A 25111-nucleotide genomic window follows, 5' to 3' on the forward strand; every position below is an offset into this window, starting at 1 on the left:
TCATGGCATGTCGGTACGGCTGCTGCCGGTGTCGGCGGTGTGTTGATCACGGTTGATGCGGGCGAGGAACCTCTCCGCGCTGGCCTCTGCGGTCTCCGCGTCGGGCAACTGGTCCGTCGGCGCGGCGGATTCGCTCCCGGCGGCCGATTCCAGGGGCGGCTGGGCAGGACCGGGCGCGGCATCACCGTTCACCCGGGTCAGGAACGCCTCGACGAGGCGGTCCGTCGTGCGCTCCGTGCCGGACGTCGGCTCGGCGTCGTCGTCCGTGTGTGCGGTGTTCGTCTCCGGTTCGGTGACGAGGACTTCCGCCAGGGCGGGTGAGTCCGCGAGGTCGAGGGGGAGCATGAAGTACAGGCCGTCGGGAACGTCGACGAGCAGCTTTCCGTGCGGGCCGGAGAGGACGACCCGCACGTCGGCCTTGTAGTAGCGGAACGGCCGGACACTGGCGAGGTTCCGCTCCAGGATCTCCTCGGCCTCCGCGGCCCGCTCCCCGGACGTCTCCCCCTCGTGGCGCAGGGGCGCTGAGTCCCGAAGCGAGTGGCCGTCGATGTCTCCGCCGAGGTCGGGGCCGGCCCCGGCGAACCATGCGCTCGTACGGCCGTGGAGGTGCTCCTGTGTCTCGCGGCCCTGGTCGAAGTGACGCGAGAGGATCTCCACGTCGGATGCGGGCAGGACGGTGACGCGGGTGATGCGGATACCTGCGGTCACCTGCTCACCGCCTACCTTCACCTGGTACCGGTGCCGCAGCAGGCGTTCCAGGCTGAGTCGCAGCTGCACCTCGTTGGTGAGGTGGTCGTACAGCATGCCGGGGAGCGTGGTGCGGTCCGGCCGCCAGGTCTGCGGTGCCTCCGGCCGGGGGCGGGTGGCGGTCGGCGCCGCGGGCAGTACCGCCCAGCGGTTGATCGCGGCCGCGGCGGGCAGCGCCCAGGGATGCCCGTGCTCGGACATCAGGTCCACCAGGGCGTCGTTCAGGGGCTGTTGCCCGGTCTGCCACACCGGCGGGGCGGTCTCCTGGAGATGCGTCGGTCGTGGCGCCTGCCCCGGCCGGACGAGGTGCTCGGGTACGACGACGCGTACCCAGCCGTCGAGGGTGCCGTCCTCGGACCGCTGCGGGAACCGGGCGAGGTACGACCGGGGCCGGGAGGCAGCCGCCGCCCAGCGCCTGTGCCCCGTCAGGGTCGAGACGGCGAGGGAGACCCCGTGGAGGAGTCGGACGGGGGCGGAGAGCACCTCCGGCAGTTGTCGGGTGAGGGCCATCTCGACCCTGAACCGCTGCCGCAGCCGGAACTCGACCGACGGGTTGCGGGTCTGGCCCCAGTAGACCTCCACGTTCTCCTCGTGCTGCTCGTGGGCCGTGCTCGCCTCACCGGACCAGCCGCCCGCGATCTGGAAGCCGCCCTGTGTCCCCCGGCCGATCCGACCCTGCACTTCGCCGTGGAGCTCGACCTCGGTCGAGCGGGACGTGCTGGTCGTCTCCTCGGTGATCGCCTTGCCCCGCAGCATCATGGTCAGTTCGGGCCGGTCGTGCTGCGAGACCGGCTCCAGGGTCTCGGCGGTGACCTTGGTCCACAGGTAGCGGGTGGCACCGAACGCCGAGGGGACGGGCAGCCACCGTGTGACTCCGGTGGTGTTGAGCAGGGTGAACTGGTCGAGCAGGGCGGCGGGAGAGTAGGAGGCCTCGATGGAGCTGAGCAGCAGGCTCGGCCGGTGGCCGAGGCCGTCGGTGCCGGGTCGCAGCAGACCCTGCTGCGTCAGCCACTGCTTCATCGTCTCCAGCACGCCCTCGGCCTTCAGCACCTCGGGATGGGTGCCTCCGGGCAGCAGCGCCAGGTCGAAGTGACCGGTCGGCGGCTGCGGTTGGACGGGCGCCACGCCGTCCGGCACCGGCAGACCCAGGTCGAAGATCCGCCGCTCGGGGACCACGAACTCCAGGCCGTGCCTGACCTCCAGCACCCGCTCGACGCCGGTCGTGCCGGATGCGCTGCGGGTCAGTGCGTCGCTCGGGCGGGGATGGCGCCAGCGGTGCAGGCTGATCCGGAACACCGCGTGGGCGCGGTAGGTGTGCTTGGGGCCGCCGTAGGTGCCGCGGGTGATGCCGACCGGGCCGACGGCCGTGCCGTGGCCGCTCTCCCAGCCCCACTGGAGCCCGCCGCCGAAGGTGGCGCGCAGCTCGCCGGTCAGCGGGGAGTGGTGGGCCGAGGACTGATGCTCGCCGGTCGTGAGCCGCTCCACGCCGGTCGCGGCCGACGCTTCGCCGTCCTCCTCGCCGTGGCCGAAGTGCAGGGACGGACCCAGGCGGCCCGCCAGGCCGAGCTTGTGGGTGCGCTCGGCGGTGCGCTCGTAGTGGGCGGTCCCGCTGGTGTTCTGCCACAGCTGGAAGGCGGCCCCGGTGTGCGCCCGCACATGCTCCGGTTCGGCGGCGACGAGCTGCACTCGCAGGGCCTGGTGCCACCCGTCCGGCCCGTCGGGCAGCTCCACCAGCCGCCCCTGGACGGTGGTCAGGGACGGGAAGTGTGCCACCAGTTCGTTCGGCGCGAACGGCTTCTTGAGCTCCGCCGGCCAGTTCGCCGGGTTCGCCTGCCATTCGTCCGGGAGTCCGTTGGCCTGCTGGTACATGGTCGCCGCCGTATGCGCCAGTTCGGGCGCGGCCAGGAACGACCGGTACACGACGGCGGAGCCGTGGCTGGTGAAGTCCACCGACTGGTCGGCGGCCGGCAGGGATTCGAGCGGCCGCACCTGCCCGGCCTCGGCCAGCAGCCGCGCCGGGATCCTCTCCGACGGCACGTGCAGGTGAGGCACGGCCACCCGGGCCACCACCTCGTCCGGCCGGTCGATCCACCACTGCTGGTCGGAGTGGCCGTCGGTGCGTACGGACAGCTCGTAGACGGTGTCGTAGACGTGCTCGTCGGCCTTGCCGCCCATGTCGGCACGCTGCGTGGACTTCGCCGCGCCGGAGAACTGGTGCTCGGTGCCGCGTCCGATGCTGCCGGTCAGCCCCGCCTGTCCGAGGCGCAGCCGCAGGAGCTCGGTCAGTTCGGTATCGCCGCGGGCCCCCAGGAAGCCCCGCAGCTTCCAGCCGTTCTTGCGCTCTCCGCTGACCGTGGCGCCCTGCCCGGAACGGACGTTGAGCGAGATCGGCCGACCCTCGTCGCCGGTGACGCCGCCGACGCGCTCCCGCAGCCGGGCGGTCACCGACACGTGGTACGTCCGGCCGCCCAGCCGCACGGAGTGCTCGACGCCCGCCATCAGCTGCGCCAGGTCGGTCTCCAGGGACGGCCGCCCGAAGGCGGTGAGCAGTTCCCGGTCCGCGCCCGCCCAGTCCACCCGGGGGCGGACCTGCTCGACGAAGGGCAGGTGGCCGGTCAACTTCAGTCGGCGGCCGACCAGTTGCTGGTGCGTCCGGCCGATGACGGTGCGGATCTGGTCGTGGACCAGTTCGGCGCCGGGCAGGGCCAGGAGGGTTCCGAAGCCCAGGCCTCGTCGTGTCGCCAGGGCGAGGGGTTCGCGTTCGTGCGGCTGTGGCAGGGGCGCGTCCAGCCGCTCCGGGCGCCGGAACGCCGACTCCGGCAGGCCGACACCCAGTTCGGCCGCCTCGGCGAGCAGCGCCCGCACATACGGCCGTGTCTCCACCGGACCGGCAGGCCCGGGCTGAGGCTCCCGCAGCAGCGGGGCGTCCGCACCGAGCACCCGGCGCTCGAAGTCGGCGGCCTCATGGCTGGGGACGCCGAGTTCGGCCGGCACGACGCGGGTGAGCGGTTCGATCCGGTGCGTGGTGGAACGCACTTCGAGGGAGACGTTCAGCGAGGTGCGGTAGCGCGCGTGGTCGTCCGAGGTCTGCACGACGGTGTGCAGCGCCGTCGACACGGCCAGGCCCTGACTGGTGCCGCGCTGGACCTCCCCGATGAGCGAGAGGAACTCCGCCGGCCCCGCAGCGACCCGGCCGCCCAGCGAAACACCGCTCTTCGCGCCCTCCTTGCGATGCACGACCAGCGTGCCGGCGGAGTCCTCGCGCACGGGGACCTTGACGGTGTCGCCCAGGTACTCCAGGCCTTCGATCGTCGCCCGGATCGCGACATGGCCCTGGAACGACCGGCCGAGGCCGGTGGAGAGGGACACCCGGTCCGTCACCAGCTCGTTGCCCAGCAGGAACCGGCTGCGGTTGATCGCGGACCGCTCGTTGAGCTGGACGAGGGTCGTTTCCATCAGTGCGCGTACGGCGTCGGCGGGCAGCCCGGCGCTGTGCAGCCGGCGCTCGAACTCGGCGGCCAGCGGTGTCAGATCGATGGCGTTGAGGATCGTACGCGCCCGATGGCGTCCGGCATCTGGTGGTACGGCGTCGCGCACGGGCCCGGCGTGGGGCACGTGCCGCAGAGCACCCGGCACCGTCAGCGACTTGGGCAGCCGCACGGTGAGACGGCCCGGGACGACCAGGTCGTGCCGGCGTTCCTCGCCGTCGACGAAGATCCGCAGCTGCAGGCCCGCGCGGAACGGGGTGCTCTGCTGCATCCAGATCTTCCGGTCGAAGACCACCGTGCGGTTCGTCTGCGTCTGGCCGGTACGGTGCGCCTCGACACTCAGCACCGGCGCCGGTGTCACCGACGAGACGACCCTCGAACCGGTGGAGATCGCCGTCAGCAGGGAGCTCGCGCCGGACCAGCCGCCCTCCCGGGCGGACTTGTGGGTGGTGGCCAGGGAGCCCCAGTTGAGGGCGTACCCGTCGACCGGGGACGCCTCCTGCGGCAGCGGCTCGACGTTGCGCAGCACCGGCCGTACCCACACCACATGACCGCCCGCGCCGGCCAGTCGGCCGCGCTGGAGGGCCGCCTCCCAGAAGTCCAGCGCCCGCTCCCGTTCCGCGGCGGCGGAGCGCTCGCCGGCCGCGAGCGTCCCGGGCACGGCCCCGCTGCGCAGGATCGTGCGCAGGGCCTCGCGGATGCCGGTCTCCAGCTCGGCGCTGTCGCCGTCACGGCGCACCGCGTACGCGATGTTGTTGGCCCACTGCCGCACCAGCGCCTCGTCCCAGCGGTCGACGGCACTCACGTTCAGCTCACCGTGCGCGTCCATGCCGAACTGGCCCATGTACCAGGGGACTTCGGCGTGCGGCGGCCGTGCGGCCGGCTGCTCGGGCTCCGGTGCCGTGGACGACGCCTCCTGCGCTGCCGGGAGGGGCTCGGTCGGTGTGCCTTCGGCGCCGAAGAAGAACGTGTCTCCGGTGTGCTGGTTCCCGACGACGAACTGACGGCGGGGATCCGTGCTCGTCCCGTTCTCGTCGCCCGCCCAGTCGATGGTGAGGTGGGCGCCGACCCGGGCGCCGTCCGCCCATGCGAATCCGTACTCCCCGTCCGGGGTGTGGGTGACCTGGACCGGCTGTCCCGACAGCTCCCGGGGGGCCTCGTGCAGGTAGATCTGGTGGGAGACCAGTTCACCGCCGGGCCCGAACAGGGTCTCCAGGCCCGTGGCCCCGTGCCTGACCGGCCGCACCCCGTCCGGGCGAGGGGGCAGCACCGTGAACCCGTTCACGGAGAGCCCGGCCGCGTCCACGTCCCGTCCGGCCTCCTCCAGCGCCTGGCGCGCGGCCGACCACAGCGCCTCGTGCGCCGCGGCCCGCAGCTCGGCGAGCCCCTCAGGGTCAGCCGACGGATCCAGTCCCGAGCGCCGCAGGAAGGCCGTGGCGTCGGGCGAGATCAGCGGCACCAGCAGCTGAACCGGCTCACTCCGCGGGCCGGACCACCGTGCCTTGGGGAGCGTCTCGTCGAAGATCCGGGCCAGGTTCCCGTCGTACTCCACGCCGACCGTGCCCACGTGGTTCTGCGGCCGCACCCCGGGCGCACGCCTCGCGAGCAGCCCCTCGTTCGGTCGGCGCAGCCAGGTCCGCCACGGTGCCTCCCGGCCGGGGCGTGCCTGTACCAGGACCCCGTCCGTGTCGAAGCGGAACTCCTCGTCCGTCACCCGGTCGATGAGCACGTAGCCGTCCGAGCTCGTCCGCACGCCGTGGGACGCCACGACCAACGGGTCGTCGGCGGCCAGCTCCGCGATCCAGCCGTGGGGCGCGCTCGGTGAGACGGGGACCCTGAGCCTGCGGATCAGCGCACCCGCCAGGTGTTCGGGCAGGCCCTCGCCGCGAAGCGGCACCTCGACATCCCGGGGGACGCCGTTCCCGTCGAAGCGCCACCCCAGGGCGTCCCCGGGAGCGCTGACCCAGACCTCGGTCAGCTCCCCCGACGCGTCGCGCACCTCTCCCAGTTCGTAGTGGTCCGCCCCCGTCACCCGCAGTTCGGGACCGTCCTCGCCGACGCCGAACCGCAGGAAGTCCTCCGTCCCCGCCAACCGCGCCTCCAGCGCCAGCGGCAGCCGGTCCGCGCCGAACTGCCAGCGCACTTCTCCCGCCGCGTCGGACGCGGTGTACCCGCCGTCCGCCCGCGACGCCACCGTCCAGCCGGGCATCGGCCTGCCGTTCGCGTCCACCAACTCCGGGAGCGTCGGCAGACCCAGCAGCTCGTACCGGGCGACGGCCTCCGGGGACGGCACCACCAGCCGGAACCCGGGAACCACGGGCAGTTGCTCGGGAACGGGCGGCAGCCCCAGCCGCCACCGCGCCCGCTGTCCGCTGCGGGACTCCGCCTGCCCGGACTCCTCCCGCATCTCTTCCGTGGCGTCGGCGGACGCCTGCGGCTCAGCGGGCTGCTCCTGCCATGCCACGGCCGACGAAGCCTCTGCCGACGGTGCCTCAGCCTCGCCCATCGGGGCCTTCCCACGGCCCGAGATCCCGCTGCCGGACGACTCACCGGCCTGCGGCAGCCTCTGGCGGACCAGCACACCCCGGGTGTCGAAGCGCCACTCCGCCACCGCGCCCTCGTACCGGCCCGCGAGTGGCAGCGTGACGGTCAGTCCGTCCGGGAACCGGGCCAGCCGCCCGTTCTCGACCGGAACACCCGCACGGTCCAGCAGCCCCAGCGGACCCTCGATACCGGCCGGCTCTCGCAACCGCACCACGTGGTCGACGCCCGGCAGTTCCAGCTCCCGGTACTCGAACCGGACCCGGGAGTCGAGGAACAGGTTGCCCTCCTCTCCCCGGACGACGAATCCGCCGCCCTCACGCGGCAGCACCGTCCGGTCGGGCACCACCTCACCCGCGGCATCCACCAACTCCAGCCGCGAGTACGCCGCGACGGTGCCGGTCGCCGCGGTGTCCGTCCGCCGCAGCCGGTACCCGGCCAGCGGCGCGACACCGTGCAGCGGCTCGTCCGCGACCCGCACCGCCGGGGCGAGGGCGTCGACGGGGAGCGTGTGCGGCTGCTCATCACGTTCCTCGAACTCCTCGGGCACGGTCGGCAGCACCGGCCGACGAGTCCGCCCGTTGCGCTGAGGCTCCCGTACCTCCCCGGGGCCCGGGGCGAGGTCGTCACCCGGTTCCGCCAGACCCAGTCGGTCCAGGCCCTCCCGGTCCACCACGACCAGGATGGGCTCGTCCGGCCCGGTGGTGATCGGTTCCCGCCACCGCGCGGGGAGCTTCTTGGCGCGATAGGCGGGAGTGACCGTCCACCGGGGGGTCAGCCGTACCAGGTAGCGGGGCTCGGCATCGCCCTCCCCCTCGGGCTTCGGCTCCTTGCGGGTCGTCTCGCTCGTGACCGACTTCGTTCCCTCGTACGTCAGCCAGGTGCTGTACGCGTCGTCACCCAGCACGAAGGGCCGGTTCGCCGCGGTGTGGTCCCCGAGGTGGATCGTCGGTTCGCGGAGGTCGGCGTACCACGCGGGGCCCGCTTCTCCGGCGCTCGTCCAGCTCGGCTCGGCCTTCGAGGTGTCGGAGGCGGTGGTGGTCAGGGAGCCTTCGCGGATCGCCCGGACCACCTCCCGCGCCACCACGTCGGCCTTGACGGTCACCTGCGCCAGTGCGTCCCCCGTGATCTCGACGACGTGACCCCGCGGCGACATCGCGTCCGACAGCTTCGACCGCAGCAGCACGGCACCCGTGCGTGCCTGCAACTCGAAGCCCGCGCGAGGGCGCAGCACCGGCCGCCCGTCCCGGCCCCCGAAGGCCAGCTCGTCCAGCACCGTGCGCAGTCCGGGCGCGTCGAACGGGCGCACCAGCGCCCTCGCGGGCAGGCCCGCCTCGGGCCCGGCACCGCGCTGCCACTCGGCCGGCGAGCCGTGGACCGCCGCCGCCACCGACGGGCCCGTCTCCTCCCTCAGGGGCAGCACCTCATCGGCGGGCACCGTGGAGCGCGCCGCACCGGGAAGTGTGAACTGTGCGCTCCACGAGCCGCCGAACGAGCGGCCGCCCAACTTGGGCATCCAGTCCGGCAGATGCCTGCTGTAGTGCCCCGGACCCGCGTACGGGTACACGTCCATCGTCACCAGCAGGTCGTGGAGGAACTGCACACTTTCCCCGGACCCGGACCTGGAGCCCGACCGGGACGCGGAGCTCTGCGCGGACGCGGCCCCGGACTCGGAGCTGATGACCGACGCCGTGTGCTCCCTGGTCACCTCACTCTTCGCGGTCCATGAGTGGGAGTGGCCGACTCCGGCCATGAGCAGGGAGGCAGGACGGTGCGCCACGCCCGGATTGGCGATGGCATACACGCCCCACGAAGCGGACAGGCCTGACTGAGCCGTGTCGGTCGTGCGCTCGGTCGTCTCCAGGCCGTCCTTCGAGGTGTGGCGGGAGAGGGTGGCGTGGTAACGGCCCTCGCCGAGCCGGGCCCGCAGCACCACCAGCTGCTCCACCTTGCCGAAGGGCGTGTCACCCGCCAGGAACACCGGCCGCCCGCCGTTCAGCATCTCCTCGATCACCGTGCCGAATCCGGACGCGGTCAGCGACGGGCCCAGCACGTCGTGGATCAGCCTGTCGTTGATGCGGTCGAACTTCGCCACCCGCGTCGACGCCGTCCGCCCGTTCTCCACCGACCACTGGTCGAGCCGGCGGGCGATCTGCTGGACCAGCTCTCCGCCGGCCTCCAGCCGGTACAGCTCGACGCGTCCGCTGCCCCGGCCCGTGTTCGCGGGCGCCCGTACCGCCGGTATGTCCGGTGTCCCGGCCACCGCGGAAGGTCCGTCCAGCGTCGTGTCCACGGCCGGTTGTGCCGCCGGTGTGCTGTCGGCGGGCTGCGGTTCGGCGTCCGCGTCGGTCTCGGCCGCTGCCGCGCGGTACCGCTCGGCGTCGTCGGCGACCAGCCTGGCGATGTCCTGCTCGGTCAGCTCGCCGATGCGGTGGATCTCCCGGGCGGGTACCCACAGGGTGGCCGCGTCGGGTACCAGTGCCCAGGTCGACCGCTCGTCGGCCGGGGTCCGGTGGACCATGGTCGCGAGGTCCTGCCAGGCCGTGTCCTTGCGCGTGCGCACCTCGTACGTCACGTCGAAGGTGACCAGGTAACCGCGTTCGACCCACTCGTCGGCGGACATGGCCTCAGCGGCATGTGCGGTGGACGTGCCCTGTGTCTCGGCGTAGGTCAGTGAGCCGCCGAGCTCGGCGCCGACGGAGGTGTGGAGGTCGGTGAGCGGGGTCGTCACGCCGCCGGCGAGCTTGCCCTTGACGGCCCACCCTCGCTGGGTGTCCGACGTCTGCTCGACCTGGCCGAAGCGCGTACCGCCGAAGGTGTGCTCCTCGTCGACCGCCACGATCCGGGGGTCGACGAGCGTGGCCGACAGATCCACGCGCGCGAGCAGCTCGCGGTTGCCGGCGAGTCCCGCCCGGTTGTGGCTCTTGAGGGTGACGGTGTCCTTGAATCCCACGGTCCGCTCGAACCCGGCCATGCGGGCCGCCGGACCGGTGAAGTTCTCCAGGACGTCCAGGGCGGCGTTGCGTTCGTTGATCTCGTCCGGTGTGCGCTCCAGCCAGTTCTTGCCCTGGTGCTGGTCGAACGCGGCCGGGGCACTGCCCAGCAGCGGCCGGCGGTAGAGCTCCCGCCAGCTCGTTCCGCTGGGTGCGGACAGCATCCCGGCCACCGTGCTCTGCAGCCCCGGGACCGGCTTGAGCGAGTCCAGCCGGTAACCGGCGGGCAGATGTCCCTCGCGCTGGACGGGCCGCGGTGTGCCCCCTTCCCGCCACAACGGGGCGGACGGTTCGGCCGGCGCCTGCGTCGGCTCCGCGAGCGGCACCACGGTCCGCTCCGGCACCGCCACCTCGACCCGGCCGGGAATCGTCGCGCCCACGTAGCCGGCGGCTGCGTCCGCCTCACGCCACCGCGCCACCTCGCCCGGCGCCGACCAGCGACCACCCACCCGGATCTCGAAGTCGGCCGGGAAGTCGAAGCGATGGATTCCCGTGCCGCCGCCCAGCGGCCGTTCGTCCCGCAGCCGCTGCCTCACCTTGCGGGTGACGGCCTGGTTGGCCTTGTAGGCCAGTCCGGTCCCGAGGTATTCGACCTCCTGCGTCGGGGCGATGGACCCGGCGCCCGCCACCCCGACGGAACCGTCCTTCCGCCGGGTGACGGCGGTGTTCTGGGCATGGCTCGCGGTGACGGTTCCGCTGAGCGTCACCTGCGCGCCGTCGCCCAGGTACCGGCCGTCCGCGGGCCGCAGTACGCCACGGACGAAGACGTCCGGGGCGCCGCTGCGCCATGCGCTCAACGGGAACCGTACGCCGTCCCCGCTGTGTGTCACCTCCCGCGCGTGCTCCCGCAGGAAGGCGCGGAACTCGGTCGCCACGTCCGGCAGTCGAGCGGCGTCCAGCAGCCCTTCCGCGTCGAGACGGTGCAGAACCCGGCCGGCGATCTCCTCCACCGTCGCGTCCGTGAGCCGGTAGGCGGCGTCCAGCCGGTCCGCCACGGTGAACCGGCTCGCCCCCGCCGGCTCCGGGACAGCAGGGGGTTCTTCGACCGCGGTTTCAGCAGGGGCTTCGTCGAAGGCCGCGGTCTCGGTCGTGGCGTCCGTGGACACCGTGCTCCGGGTCTCGTCCGCCGGCACCGCGTCGTCACGCTCACGCGTCCACAGCGTCGCCACACCGCCGTCCACCCGCTGCGCCACGCCGTCGTGACCGCCCACGCGGACGACCAGGGCGAACTCCGCCTGACGCTTGTGGATCGGTCCCTGGTACGTCTCCGCTTCGGTGTGTTCGCGTGTGTCGGTGACGTCGGTGACGCTCTTGGTCAGGCTGTAGCCCAGGACGACCGGACCCAGTACGCCGGCCGTGTGGACGGTGTTGCCCACGCCCAGCGTGAGGCCACCGCCCCAGCGCCGGGTCACTCCCTGCCCCCAGGTGCTCTCCTCGCTGATCCGGTGGGTCCGGGTGACCGTGCCTTCCGCCTCCGGGAGTTCCCGTACGACGATGTCCTTGGCGACGGCCACCGCGACCTGGGTCCTGCCCCGGCGTCCCTTGAACGGGAAGGACTTGCGGACCACCTGACCGCCGAACAGTTCCGGCGCACGCCCTGGGAGCTGATCCAGCCAGGCACGCAGTTCCCGCGCCACGGGGTCGTTCACCCTGAACGTGCTGCCCAGCGTGCCCTCCACGGCCTGGAGGACGCCGGGGCCGACGCCCGCGAACTCGGCGTGCAGCACCTCCTCGGTGCGCCGCCGCCCGGCGTCCTGCGCCTCGTCGGGCAGCGTGACGGTGTGTTCGGCCGGCTTGGGCCAGGCGAGCGTCACCGGCACGTGGACGACGTCCTCCCGGATCCTGGCCCTGCTCCAGGGCCGGCGGCCGGGCTTGCGCACGGAGACGCGGTACGTCACCGTGTGGCCGGCCCGCGCGACCGGTACCCCGGTCTCGGCGACCTCCGTCTTCATGTCGCGCTTGGTCTTCGTGGACAGGCTGGTGTCCCGGGCGTTGATCAACCCGGCGATCTTTCCGGCGATCTGCAGGAAGGGCAGGGGAACGCGGGCCGCCCGCGGCTCGAGGGCCGGCTGCTGGCGCGTGACCGACGCGCCGCGGTTCTCCACGGTGCGGGTGTGACTGAATCCGAAGTCGTCGACGGCCGATGCCACGCCGTGAGGGGTGCCGAGGCCCACGGCCTCCACCACCACCTGGGGTCCGCCGTTCGCACGGGCGCCGAGGTCGACGCTGTAGCCGCCGTCCAGGGAGCGGTGGAAGTGCTCCTTGAGCTGCTCGTCCGAGAAGGCGTTGTCGATCAGGGCGTACGTGGCGTGGTCGGCGGCGGTGCGTCCGACCATCCGGACGATAGCGGTGCGCACGTCGAAGCCGTCGATCTCACCGGTCACCTTGGGCCGGTCGGCCCGCGCCCGCCGCACGAGTTCGGCGGGGTCGAGCGGGTTGTCGCTCCGGCCGAGCACGTCCGCCAGGTCGGCCTGGGCGAACAGCTGGGTCAGGGTCCGCTCCGCGGAGCCGGCCTGTCGCGTGGAAGCGGGCGCCGCCTGCGTCATGCCCATGGCGCCGTCCGAAACGTGCTGCTCGACGGGCGGCTCCGGTAGCGGCTGCTCGGTGGCGAAGTGGGCCATGTCCTGCCCGGTGGCGGCACGGACCACGTCCTGCCCCGCGGCGGCACCGGCCGTGTCCTGCTCGGCGGACGACTCCGTCCGCGGCTGCTCGGTGGCCGAGTCGGCCGCGTCCTGCCCGGTGGCGCCACGGGCCACGTCCTGCCCGGCGGACGGCTCTGGCCGCGACTGGTCGCCGAGGGCACCGGCCGTGTCCTGCTCGGCGAGTTGCTCCGGTCGTGCCTCGGTCGCCGGTGGCTCCGTCGCGGTCGGCGGCAGATCCTGTCCCGCTCCGTCCCCGTCGTCCACCGGCTCCGGCAGCGAGGACACCGGGGAATCCTCGCCCGCCGCAACGTCCGTCCTCGACGACCGAGACCCGGCAACCTCCGCACCGGCCTCCGGCGGCTCCTGCACGGCCCGCGCCGCCGACTCGGCGGCCGGCTGCTCCGTAACGCCGGGCCGCTCGAACAGCACCCGGGGCGCCGCCCCGTCCTGCCCCGGAAGCACCACCCGCACGTCGCCGCCGTCGGCGACCTCCAGTACGGCGTGGTCGAACCGGCCACCGGCGAAGGCGACCGTCCTGCCGTCGTCGGCGACCCGCAGGGCGATGCCGGCCCGGAAGTCGAACTTCCAGTGGCTGCCGGGGAGTTCGTGGCCGGCCGGCGCGGCGACGGTCTCCTCCAGGCGGTGCCCGGTCCGGGCGTCGACCACGATCCGCTCCAGCGGCGACGTGCCGGACGCCGTGGGCACCAGAGCCACCCTCTCGCCGCCCAGGTCCTCCACCCGGTGCAGCGTCGACGGATCGCCCGTCCGGTCCAGCAGTCGGGGCTTCCCGCCCGGCCGGGCCATGTCGAACCGCAGATGTCCGAGCCCGTCGGCGAGCGCCTGGTCCTTGGCGATCACCCTGCCGTCGGCCAGGTAGTGCAGCCACCGGCCGCTGTCCCGCTCCAGGACGCTGAACGCCGCCTGACGGCTCTCCCGCAGGTCACGGGGAGCCTCACGGACGGTGAACCGGTCCACCTCCTCAGCGGCGCCGAGGAGTCGGTACCGCACGTCGATGCGGCCGTCCTCCTGCCGTACGCGGTCGACGGCCACCTTGAGGCCGCGTAGTTCCCTGGGTCCGAAGCCCGGAACGGCCTCATGGTGGACGACCTCGTGCCGCTCGCCGGCGAACCGGGTGACCAGGCCCGTGGGGGTGTGGACGACTTCGTGGCCGTCGTCCACCGTGGTGATCGTGAAGTCCTGGCCCGAACGGCTGTGCCGCCGTCCGTCGAGGTGGTCGATGAGGGCCTGGCGGGCGTCGTCCACCGGGTCGTAGGCCGCGATGCCGGGGCCGCGCACCAGTTCGTCCGGGAACAGCCCCTCCGGGGTGACGTGATCCCGCAGTTCCTGCTCCGTCAGCGGGGCGAGGTGACGGTACCGCTCCCAGGTGTTCTGGTACCGGAAGCCCAGGGCACGACGGGTGCCCGCCTTGCGTGCCCACGCGTCGGCCCCCGCGAGAATCTCGTGCAGCGTGTGGTGACCGGCCGACAGCATGTCGCCGACGATGGCGAGCCGCAGCCATCTCAGGTCGATGTCCGCGTTCCAGACGCGGTTGGCGGAAGAGGCCTCCTTCAAGAAGATCTGGGTCGTGCCGGAGATCCCGGACGAGACGAGCCCGCCGGTGCGCTGCGCTCCCGCGTGCAGCCCCGCACCGAACACCTTGTCGTCGAACGGCACCGGCTCGCCGTCGTCCCCGACGGGCAGCAGGCGTATGCCGGTCTTCTCGGCACCGCTCTTCCACGACGTCCCGCCGTCCGACCAGACGGCCTCCCGCTCGCTCAGGGGGACGGTCTCCCGGTACCCGCCGTGGGCCGGCTCCAAAACGGTGGGGTGCTTGTCCTCCCAGGGCTCCTCGGCGTCCTTGCCCTGCCGGATGTCCTCGAAGTCGATGCCCAGGGCCTTCGGGATGACGTTGTTGTAGCTGCCGTTCATGAGGAAGCCCATGTGCTCACGGATGTTGCCGTGGCGCACGACCTCCTCCGCCCGGTCCTCGCCCGGACCCACGGCGCCGACCGAGGCGCGGCGGTGGGTGGCGAACTTCGCCCGGTCCTCGGGGTCCGCGTGTTCCCATGCCGCCTGGACGAACTTCCGGACCGCCCGCCGCACCTCGGGGTGCTGCACCAGGTAGGCGCCGAGCCTGCGCTCGAAGCGTTCGGCCTCGCGCTGGAAGTCCAGCCGCTCCCGGTCGGCACGGCTCACGGAGGCGTCCGCGGCCGCCTTGGCGGGGGTGTGCGCGCCGAAGCCCTCGGAGTGCAGCCAGGCGATGCTGTCGTTCGTGCCGGGCCGCTCGAACAGGACCCGCCGTCCCTCGTCCTCGCCACCCGGCCGGATCACCCGGAGCCTGCCGTCGTCGGCGATCTCGATCAGGCCGTGGTCGAGCGGGCCGACCACGGACTCGCCGTTCCCGCCGTCCGCGGCTCCCTCGCGCAGGCGTACGGCCGTTCCGGTCCGGAAGTCGAGCTTCCAGTGCGTGTAGCCGTGCAGTTCACCGCGCTCGCGCGGCGCGGCGACGGTCTCCTGCAGCACCCGCGCGGTCCCGGTGTCGACCACGAGACGGGCTTCCTCGTGCCCCGCACCGTCCGTGCGGATCACCGCCGTCCGGCCGCCGCCCAGATCCCGCGTCGTCACCACCAGGTCGCCGCTCAACGGCCCCGAGAGCCCGACGAGTTGCGGCTCCCGGTTCTCGCCGAGCCGCAGGAACAGTGGTGCCGGGCCGGTCGGCACGCGCTCGCCGACCGCCCCCGGATACAGCGGTACGTCCCGCGCCACCAGTCGTGCGCCGCGGCTGTAGTGGTGGCGTACGCCCTGGTGGGAGTCGGTGACGGTGAACTCGACCGCCGGGTCCTGTCCGAGGTCGGCGGGTGCCGGACCGATGGCGAACCGCTCCCGCGCGGCCTCGGGGCCGTCCAGTGTGAGGTGCGGCCCGCCGGAGGTGTGCCGTACGACGAGCCGCAGGTCACCGAGGGCCGCGTCGGCGCCGCCCAGCAGCGGCAGTTTCTCGAAGCGCGGCCGGCCTCTGAGGGTGAAGTCGTACTGCGCCTTGGCGCCGTTCGCCATGCCGGGCACCCCGACTTCCACGGTCAGGATGTCCGCCCTGGAGAACCGCACCGGCACGTCGATCCGCTCACCGCTGTCCCGGTCCACCAGGCGCAGTGCCTCCGGCTCCCCCAGGGGCGCGTCGATGCGCACCGGCCGGTCGCCGTCGGCAAGCCCGATGCGGAAGCCGAACGCTCCGGGACCGACCGGGAGCCGTCGGCCGTCCGCCATGACGTCGCCCAGCGGCGGGCGTTCGAAGAGCAGCGTGGAGTCGGTTCCGTCGCTCAGCAGACGGAGACCGCCCTCCTCCTCGGCGAGCACCACAGCGTGCGACGAGCCGTCCGTGGTGAGGGAACGCCCCATCTCGTCCAGGCGCACCGCCCGGGCGCGCCAGTGGTCGATCTCCCAGAAGCCGGTGACCTTTCCTCGTCCGCCGCGGATCGCGACGGTCTCCGTCAGCAGCCGGCCGGTGACACCGTCGACTTCCAGGTGCTCGATCGCGTCGGCCGGTGCATCGGAGCGCACCAGTTTCACTCGGCCGCCGCCGTCCGGCGGGCTCGCGCTCCATTCCTGCGACGGTGTACGGTCCGCCTCCAGCACCTCGGGGGCCCGGCCCGGGAGCATCGCGTCGTACCGGAGACGGCCCACTCCGCCTTCGACGCGGATCTGACGCTCCATCACGACACCGGTGGCGTCGACCGTGTAGCGGTGGCCGTGGACGTCGTCGACGATCTCCAGCCCGCCCTCATCGAGTCCGGTCGTCTCGGTCGGGGATGCGGCGTAGAACCGCGCGTTCGCCCCTTCCCCGCTCTCACCCGCCAGATCGCTCCACTGCGCATCCGACCCGTCCCGCGCGGACTCGCGGTGGACCACGAGCTTCACGGAGGCCAGCTCCGCGGGCGCGTCCACCAGCCGGAACTCGCGCGAGGTCCACACCGGCCCGCCGTCGACCAGTTCGAAGGTGGAGCGCAGCCCGGTCGTGTCATGCACCGCGACGATGCCGTCGTCCTCCAGCGAGGCGACGGTGAATCCGTCGATGTGCGCCCCCTGCGACCGCTCGGACGCGTCGAGCCACTTCCGCGTCGCCTCGGCCGCGTCCTGGAGAAGCTGGTCGTAGACGGCTTCCCGCTGCTCGACCGCCCGGGCGTGGTCACCGGAATCCACGTCGGCCGCGGCCGGCCGGGACCTGGCGTCCAGGACAGCACGGTCGACCATGTCGAGGGACTGCCGGGCCTCGTCGGCACTGCTGTCACGACGCACGGACCGCGAGGCCGTCCCGCCGGGGAGCGACCACCGCGTACGCGGCTCCTCGGAGGCAGCAGCCACCCCGTCGAGGGGCACCTCGGACACCACTTCCTGCTCGGCACTCGGCTCCGGCGGAGGCGCTTCTTCCGTGACGACCGCCTCCGTTGCCGCCCTCCGCGGGGGCGAACTCGCCAGGAGGTCCGCCAGACTCGGCCCCCGGTGACTGGCAGGGACCTCGTCGGGCGCAGGCTCTTCCCCGGCCGGACGCGCCTCGGCCGGCGGACGTACCGCCTCGGGACGTATCGCCTCTTCGGCGGCGGACGCCTGCTCCGGCGGACGCACTTCCTCCGCAACCGCCGCCTCCGAAGCGGCAACAACCCCACCGGGCTCTCCCTGCGGAACCGCCCCGTCCCCCGCCGGCTGCGCCGCCCTCCGCGGGGGCGAACTCGCCAAGAGGTCCGCCAGGGTCGGCCGCGGGTGGGTGAGGGTGATGACCGCGCGGCGGAGGGCGACCGCGCCGTCCGCGGGGCTCGTGCCGGCCGGGTACTCGCGGCCGCGGGACGTGACGACGACGGGGAAGTCGGCGGCGTTCAGTGCGGCGGGCGCCCCCGCCTGCGTCAGGTGCCTGCGCAGGCTTTCGGTGAAGGCGTCGGCCACCGCGTCGGCACGGTCCTGGCCTCGCTCGACTGCCCGGCCGTAGTGGGGCCGCCCGAGTACGGTGCCGTTGCCGTGACCGCTGATCGACACGACGGGCAGCGGCCGTCCCCGCTCGGCGGCCGTCATGCCCTCCTGGGCCGTGGTCGCGGCGAGGGCGTCGATGGCACGCATGGCATCGGTGGTCAGCCGGTGCGATCCCCGGTCGAAGAGGATGTGTCGGGTGACCGGCTCGGGCGCCGGCATCTGCTGTGCCGCACGGTCGAAGTGACGTGCGTCGGTCTGGATGGGCGTGGGCCTGGAGCGCTGCGTGGGCGGGGCGGCCGCGGCGGGGTGGTCCGCCAGGGCGGAGCGGCGGGAGACCGGGTCGAGGGCGAGCGTGCCGGGGTCGGTGAGGAGCGACGTAGGGGCGAATGTCTCCTCCTTGCCGCCCGCCTGGATCCGGGCCAGGAGGTCGAGGACCCTTGTCAGCGCCGGGCCGGGCTGCCGGCCGCCGAGGCCCTTGGTGATCCGGCCGCGCATGTCGGTGGCCAAGCCGCGGTACTCGTCGTTCCTGGCCGGGAGGACGGTGCTGTCGCCGACCTTGAACCGGTAGTCGTTGAGTATCTCCGTGCGGCGCCTGCTCAGTTCGCTGACCGCGATCTTGACGTCGCGCGGCGGGTTGTTCTCCGTCAGCGCGGCCGCGGCGGGCTCGCCGAGGGCCTCGAAGCCGGAGCGGATCGCGAACCGCTCGGCCATCAGCTCACCGTGGACCCGGCCCAGTTGCCGGTCGGCGGTCCTGCGCTGTCCCCGCAGGGTGGGCTGCACCTCGGTGAGGCGGTAGTCCACCGGCCGCTCCGACGGGTTGCTGGTGAGGAACTGCTCGTACTCCTTGTAGAGGGTCTGCGCGATGCGCGCCTGAGAGGCCCAGGGACTCACGTGGTCGCGGACGAAGGCGTCGACGGCCGCCCGCTTGCCGGCCCGGTCGTCGATGCCGTTCTTGAGGTGCTCGGGGGCGTGCTGGTCGAAGTACGCCTCCACCTGCTTTCGCGACAGGTGCTTGTCGCCGGGCTCGCGCAGCCCGGGGTTGTTGTAATGGGCAGCGACGATCTCCCGGAGTGTCCTCGCGATGGCCTCGTTCGTGACGGGACTGACGAAGCCGTCGCCCTCGGTGAAGACCGGGAGCCCGGGCATGCCCTCGTTCGGGACGCCGAGCCTGCCGCGGAGTTCGCCGAGGGGCCGTACGTCGCCCCAGGAGTCGGGACGGCCCTGTGTCGGTCCGTCCGTGTACGTGCGCACCGAACGGGGCAGCGCCGTCCGGCGGAGCAGTTCGAGGGAGCGGGGGTCTCTGATCCCGAACTGGTTCGACGCGTAGGGCTTGTCGACGTTGAGGTCGTCCCTGATCTCGCCGGGCCCGTACGCAAGCCTCCCGGCCTGGTGCTCGGTGACCGCGCCACGCGAGATCTCGTTGGCGACGCGGAGCGGCACGAGGAAGGACCGGATCACCGGCTCGGTCGCGCCTTTGGCCTTGTAGTTGTCGATCCATTTGATCTGGCGCAGGGGCTGGCCGATGCTGACCCAGAAGACGCTCTCCGAGGGGTCCTTGGGGTCGTGGTTCGGGGTTCCGGTGTGGATCTGGACGACTCCGTTGGCGTCCTGACCGACGTCCTTGTGCTGCGGTCTGTCAGCGCCCAGTTCGTCGCCGTACACGGTCGAATAGACGGTCGCATACGGTTCGCCGTCGATGACGACGACCTCGGGGATGTCGCGGTGGACGAAGCCGGCTCCCCTGGGGGCCGTGACGCGGCTCGCGCTCAGGTACTGCGCGCCGGGTACGGCCAGGGTGCTCCGGTAGGTGTCGAAGGTGTTCAGAGCCCGGTGGGCGGCGTTGACCGACTCGTCGGTGTACTGGGTGTCGGGCAGGGTGTCGATCAGCTGCCGGGTCTCGTGGACCCAGGCCGCCCGATGCTTCGGAGCGACACCGTCCAGGAACGCTCCGATGCTCTGCCGCAGCCGCTCGGGATCGGGGTGGGGCCTGACCACCAGGCTCTTCAGCTCGTCACGGAACCGCCCGAACCGACGGTGTTCCGCGGGGTCCCCGGGGGTCCGGCGGACGCCCTTCGTCTTCGTCTGCGCCTTGGTGGACGAGGAGCTGGTGGACGAGGAGTCCGTCAGCGGGTGGTCGTACACGACCGGGCCGGAGTCCACGGCGTTCTCGATGGCGGCCAGGTATTCCTTCGGGACGCCGGGGGAAGGTGCTTCGACGACGTCGGCCATGATGCCGCTGCGGCTGGACTTCGCGGCGGTGTCGCGGAAGACCGAGTCCGGCGCGTAGTAGGTGTCCGGCAGGCCGACGAAGTGGCCGAACTCGTGCAGGCCCAGCAGGTCGTTGAGCTGCCGTCGCCGCGCCAGTTCCTCGGGGGCGAGCGCGGGGTCCTCGCTGTGCAGGCGGAAGCGCAGCTGGTCGGAGCGGCCGGGCTCGGGCGACATGCTGAGCTCGATCGCCTCGGGGTGGTCCGGTACGTGGCTGAGGTTGAGGTCGATGTGGAGCTGGTCGCCGGAACGGGGCAGCCGTAGACCGGTGTTGAAGTGGTCGTCCAGCGCCTGCCGCCAGCGGGCCTCGAACCGCATCAGCATGTCCTGGTGGAAGCCCTCGCCGAACCGCACCGGCAGATGCAGGTTCAGGTTCCGCACCCAGCGGCCGTCCTCGGCCTGGACCCTGCGCACCCACGCCCGGATGAGGGTGCTGCTGCCGGGCAGTGTGCCGTCGCCGGCCGGCCTCCCCCGCTCGGGATCGAAGCGCTCCGTCCACAGCTCACTGCCGGCCGCGTCGGCCCGGCGGTGCCGCCACTGCTCGGGCCGTATCGGATCCGCCGCCGGGAACACGAGTTCCTGCGGCGCGTGACCGGCCTCGCTCCGTACGGCCGATGCTCCGGCCGGCGCCTGCGCAGGCCGCTGTCCCCCGGTGTCCAGGAGGCCCTGGACCGAGCCGCCCTCGCGTCGGGCCCTGGCCAGCTTCTCGGCCAGCCTGACACCCTCGACGGTTCCCCGGCGGGGACCGCCGTGCAGGTGGATCTCCTGCGCCACCCGCATGGTGTGCCAGTACTGCTCGGGATCGCGCTCGAGCAGCGCCGGATCGATGAGGCGGTGCCCGACCAGAGGAGGCAGGGGCTCGTCGACCACCGTGTCGAACCGGTTGTGGGTCCGGGTGATGAAGACGGCGCTGTCCCAGAGGGTGTGGGACTTCGAGATCGTCATCTCGGCCAACTGCTGTGCGAACCGCCGCAGTTCCTCCGGCACCTCCACCGGCGCCGACGCCTGCGTCCCTGCGGCCGTGGCGGCCCTCGCCCGCTCCAGGATCTGCTCGACCTCCCGGGTGGTGACCGGCCTGCTCACCTCGCTGTTGACGGCGGTCGGGTCGAACGCGGGGTTGGACTTCCAGCTGCCCCTGATGTGGCTGCCCTGGGCGTCCTTGATGTGCTGCGCCCGCCTAATGAACTGCGGTCGGATGCCGCCGGGGAACGCGATCTCGTGCTCTTCCGTGTGCGGGTTGCCGAGCTTCGCGCGTCGCGGCTCATGACCGAGCTCGTCGCCCGGTTCGTCGAACCGGTGGTCCTTCAGTGTCTCGTTGACGTCGATGCCGCCCGGCGCGTGGATCTCGTAGCGGAATTTCGCGGGGTGGGTGTAGTTGTCGTCCTTCGACGTGCTGACGAACATCGAAGGGCCCCACGCGACGACGTACTGCGCCAGGTCGCCCCTCTCGGTGCCCTTGGCCTCGAAGCCGTGCTTGAAGACGACCTTCGGCGGCCGGAGGTCATAGCGCCACAGGGGTTCGTAGGAATCACGCCATACGACGCCCTCCGGACGCAGACCCGACAGGTCCAGCGCGCGGTCGACGGCCGCCGCGAGCCGGTCCGGCACGATCAGCGTCTGGTCGCGCAGCGCTCCGTCCTCGTCGAAGTCCCAGCGCAGCCGCGTCTCCTCCTGCCCCGGCACCGGGAGGGTCACCGCCACACCGCCGTGACCGGCGCGCCGGATGTCCGCTCCCGGCACCGGAGAACCGTTTCGGTCCAGCAGGTGCGGTGCGGTGTCGACGCCGGACGGTGTGCCGAACCGTGCGACGTGGCCGGTCCCGGGCAGCGACACGTCCCGGTGCGCGAAGTCGCCGTCCGCCGTGAAGTGCAGCTCTCCCGCCGTGCCGGTGACGACGAAGCCTCCGTCCCGGCCGGGCCGCGCCGCATGACCGGGCAGCCGCGAGCCGTCGGCGCCCTGGAGCTCCAGCCGGTCCGGGACTCCGGAGGCCGTGTCACCGGGAGAACGTGTGATACGCGCCCCCTGCTGCGACAACGCCCCGGCTCCCCGCAGCGGCAGTGCCGCCCGGCCCTGGGACGCCTCCCCCCGCGTACCGGACTCGACGGTCCGGGGCGCGTCCCCGGCCTGGCGGAGCGGCCGGTCCGCGGTCGCGGCCTCGGGAGCACCGCCCCGCAGGCTCTCCCGCACGGCACCGACGCCGCGCTGCTCGGCCAGCTCCCGGGCCGCGGCCTCGGCCCGGGTCTCCCGGTCCGCCGCGCCCTCGTTCCGGTGGAGTACCCGCGCCACTCGCATGGTGGCCCAGTACTGCTCGGGGGCGCGCTCCAGCAGGCCTCGGGCATCCTCGTCGACCGTGAGACGGAACGGGAGGTGCCGCGCGGTGATCTGCGACGCCTCGGCCCAGAGCTGACGTGCCCTCGGCCGGCTCAGCTTGCCGAACTCGCCCTCGGCGAAGCGGCGCAGCGATGCGTCGGAGTCGATGTCCTGCTGTCCCCGAGCCGACGTGTCCGCCCGCACGTCCTGAGCGGCGGCGGAACTGTGCCGCTCGCCCTCGGAAGTCTCTGTTCGGGGAGCTGTGCCGGCGTGCGGAGCCGTCTTGGCCTGCGGAGCCGTCTTGGTCTGCTGCGGCATCGCGGGCGGTCGCGGTTCTCCGGGCCGGGAGACCATCTGCTGTGCCGCGTCCGGGGCGGGTACGGGGGACTGCACGTCGTGGGGCGCGGTCCGCTGCTCGGGGGCGCGGGCCGCGGACTGGGGTTGATCGGAGGTGGGGCGGGCCGCGGGTCGCTCCGTGACCGCCGTGGGTTCGGCGGCGGCCGTGGGTTCCATGGCGGCCGTGGCGTCGGGTGCGGCGTCGTCGCCGACGGCCGCCAGGCGCGCCGTCTGTGCTTCGTCCAGCGCGGTGCCGAAGGTGTTCTCGTGCTCGGCCTCGTGCCGCAGCCATGCCTCGGTGTCGTGGTCCTCCGCACCCCAGATGCGGTCGCGAGCGGTGACGGTGTCGCGGCGAAAGTCGTCGGCGAGCGCGTTGAAGGTCTCGTCGGAGACGTCGTAGCGGTGTGTCCCGCTCTCGGGGTGGCCGGCGATGCCGTGGAAGTCCTCGGCGGCCCGCTCCAACACGGCGCGCAGAGCGGCCTCGTGCTCCAGCCGGTGCGCGAGTGTGCCGGTGAGTCGCTCGAACCTCTCCTCCCAGGCCGGCCGGGCGGTACCGGGGGCCGGTTCTGAGGGCTGTGCGTCCGTGGGCCCCCGGCGGAAGTCGGTGTGGCCGGGCGTGGCGAGCCAGTGCTCGTCCAGCGCGGACTCCACGGCCTTGGTCCATTCCTCGGCGAGGCGTTCCCTGGCCGGCTCACTGAGCTGACCGCCGCCCGCGAGGTCGTCCCCGAACCTGCCGAAGGCCTCGTCGAGGACCTGCCGGGCCCGCTGCAGCTGCCCCTCGCGGAACTGCGCGTGCGCCAGCCGCTGCGGCAGGCCGGCCGCCATCTCGTCGAACGCGCTCTGGCGCTGCGGGGCGTCGGCCAGCCGCTCCCACGCGGTGCGCAGGTCCTGGGCGAACTCCTGACGGGTGCGTGCGACGGCCTCCTCGCCGAGCTGCCCCCCGTCCGTGAGGTCCTCCTGCCATGCCTCGAAGGCCCGGTCGAACTCCCGCTCGCCGTGCCGCAGCAGGCGGTGCAGCCCGCTCGCCTCCCGCAGCCGCTCGCCCAGTCCGGAGCGCAGCTCGTCCAGCGCGGACCGCAGCCGCGTGGCGCGCCATTCGGCCGACCGCCCGGCGGACAGCTCCCACACCGTGGCCACCGTGTCACCGACCCTGGAGCGTTCCGCGGCGCGGAACTCCGCCATCGCCTGCGGGTCGTCCAGATGGACGCCGCCGAACAGGTCCTCGTCCCGGAACCGTGTGAGCGCCTCGTCGACGTGCGTGTTCCACGCCGCCGTCTGCCGCTCCACCTCGCTCGCCCCGGCCAGCCGTTCGGACAGGGTCGACCGCAGGTTCTCGAGCCTGGCCTGCCAGACGTGCTGAGGCATCATCCGGTCGCCGGCCTCGTGCCAGCCCGCCTCGAAGGAAGCCTCGGCGTCCTTCCGGAATGCTTCACGCACCTGCTGCAGCGCGGTGCTGTCGTCGGTCAGGTAGGCACCACCGAACAGGTCCTCGTCCCGGAACCGGGCCAGGGCCGTGTCGACGTCGCCGTCCAGACCACCGGTGTGCCACGTACGCTGCTCCGCCATTCTGAAGCGGTCGTGATAGCCCCTGTCCCGCTCGTCGCGGAACTCCTGCCACCGCTCGGCCCGATCCTGCACGTCGTGCGTCGCGGCCCTTGCCCACTCGGCCCCGGGCAGCGCGGCCGGATCACCGACGCTGTGGGTGGACGGGGCAGCGGCAGGCGTGGACAGCATCCCGGAGGGCACCATGACCGGCCCGGATCCGTCCGTGGTGTGCGGTGGCCGCTCCTCGGTGGACGGGACGTCGTCGTTACGCAAGCCCTCGAACCGCCGCGCGAGATCCTCGTGCACAGCCGCCGTCACCGCCGGGTCAGCCACCCGCGACGACCGCTCCTGCGGAGCACTCGTCTGCGGCTCCGGGGACACCGAGTCGGCCTGCCGGCTCCCTTCCGCACGGTTCGCCGGCTGCTCCGACACGGGGACCGGCGCCGGTTCCGGCGACCTCCGCGGGGTGGGCGTGGTCGGTTCCGCTGTGCGCTGCGTGGGGGTGGCGGACGTGTCCCGCTGTGCTTGGTCATCCGCGGGTGTCTCGGTGTGCGCCGACGTGTGCTCGGGCCCGGTGACCGGCTCGGTCGGCGCGCCGTCGTGCTCCTGCGACGACTGCGGGGTGTCGTGGGCGGGCTCCGCCGTCGGGCCGTCGTGTTCCAGTTCGGCGAGAGCCCTGTGCCAGTGCTCCACATCCGCGAGCTTCGGAGCTCGCGCGGCCACCGTGTCCCGGTCGACGCGCGAAACGGAATCCGGCACCGGCGGCGCGTCCGTGTCGGCGGCCGGCCGGAGCCGCTGGGCCTGCGCGACCTCGGACCCGGGGCGAGGTACGGCCCCCTCGACACGGGGAGACCGCGCCTGCGGGGACGTCTCGGTGTGCGCCTGGGCGGCCGGCGCCTCGGCCGAACGCGCCGAGGGACCGGCCGGTGCGCCGGGAAGACCCCCGATCTCGGGGGCGATCCGGTCGGCCACCTCGTCGGAGACCGGCACGCGCGGCTCGTCCCCGACCTGGCGCGGCTCCTGCGGAACCGTGGCGTCGGACCTGCCGGCATGGCCGACCTGCGCATCCGGCGGGGAGTCGGTCCGACCGGCGGCCGAGGGCTCCGTCCGGGTGGTCGGCGCACCCGGCGAGGCGTCCAACCTGACACCATGCACCGGCACACCGGGCAGACCATCGAGCTCATCCGAAGTGAACGGCACATGCTCACCGGACTCCGGACCCAACTCACCCGGCGAGGCGTCCAACCTGACACCATGCACCGGCACACCGGGCAGACCATCGAGC

Annotated in this window: 1 protein-coding gene (running past one end of the window); it reads right to left on the reverse strand. The window is 73.0% G+C overall.

The genetic code is table 11. The annotated features are described in order from the left end of the window. Positions 1-25111: the 3' portion of a hypothetical protein gene (locus ACFY1U_RS12720; RefSeq protein ID WP_390694136.1), read on the reverse strand. 3440 nt of this gene lie beyond the right edge of the window; 25111 of the gene's 28551 nt are visible here — the last part of the coding sequence; its start codon lies beyond the right edge, outside the window; its stop codon occupies positions 1-3.

The sequence above is a fragment of the Streptomyces sp. NPDC001351 genome (assembly GCF_042896045.1).
Lineage (GTDB): Bacteria > Actinomycetota > Actinomycetes > Streptomycetales > Streptomycetaceae > Streptomyces.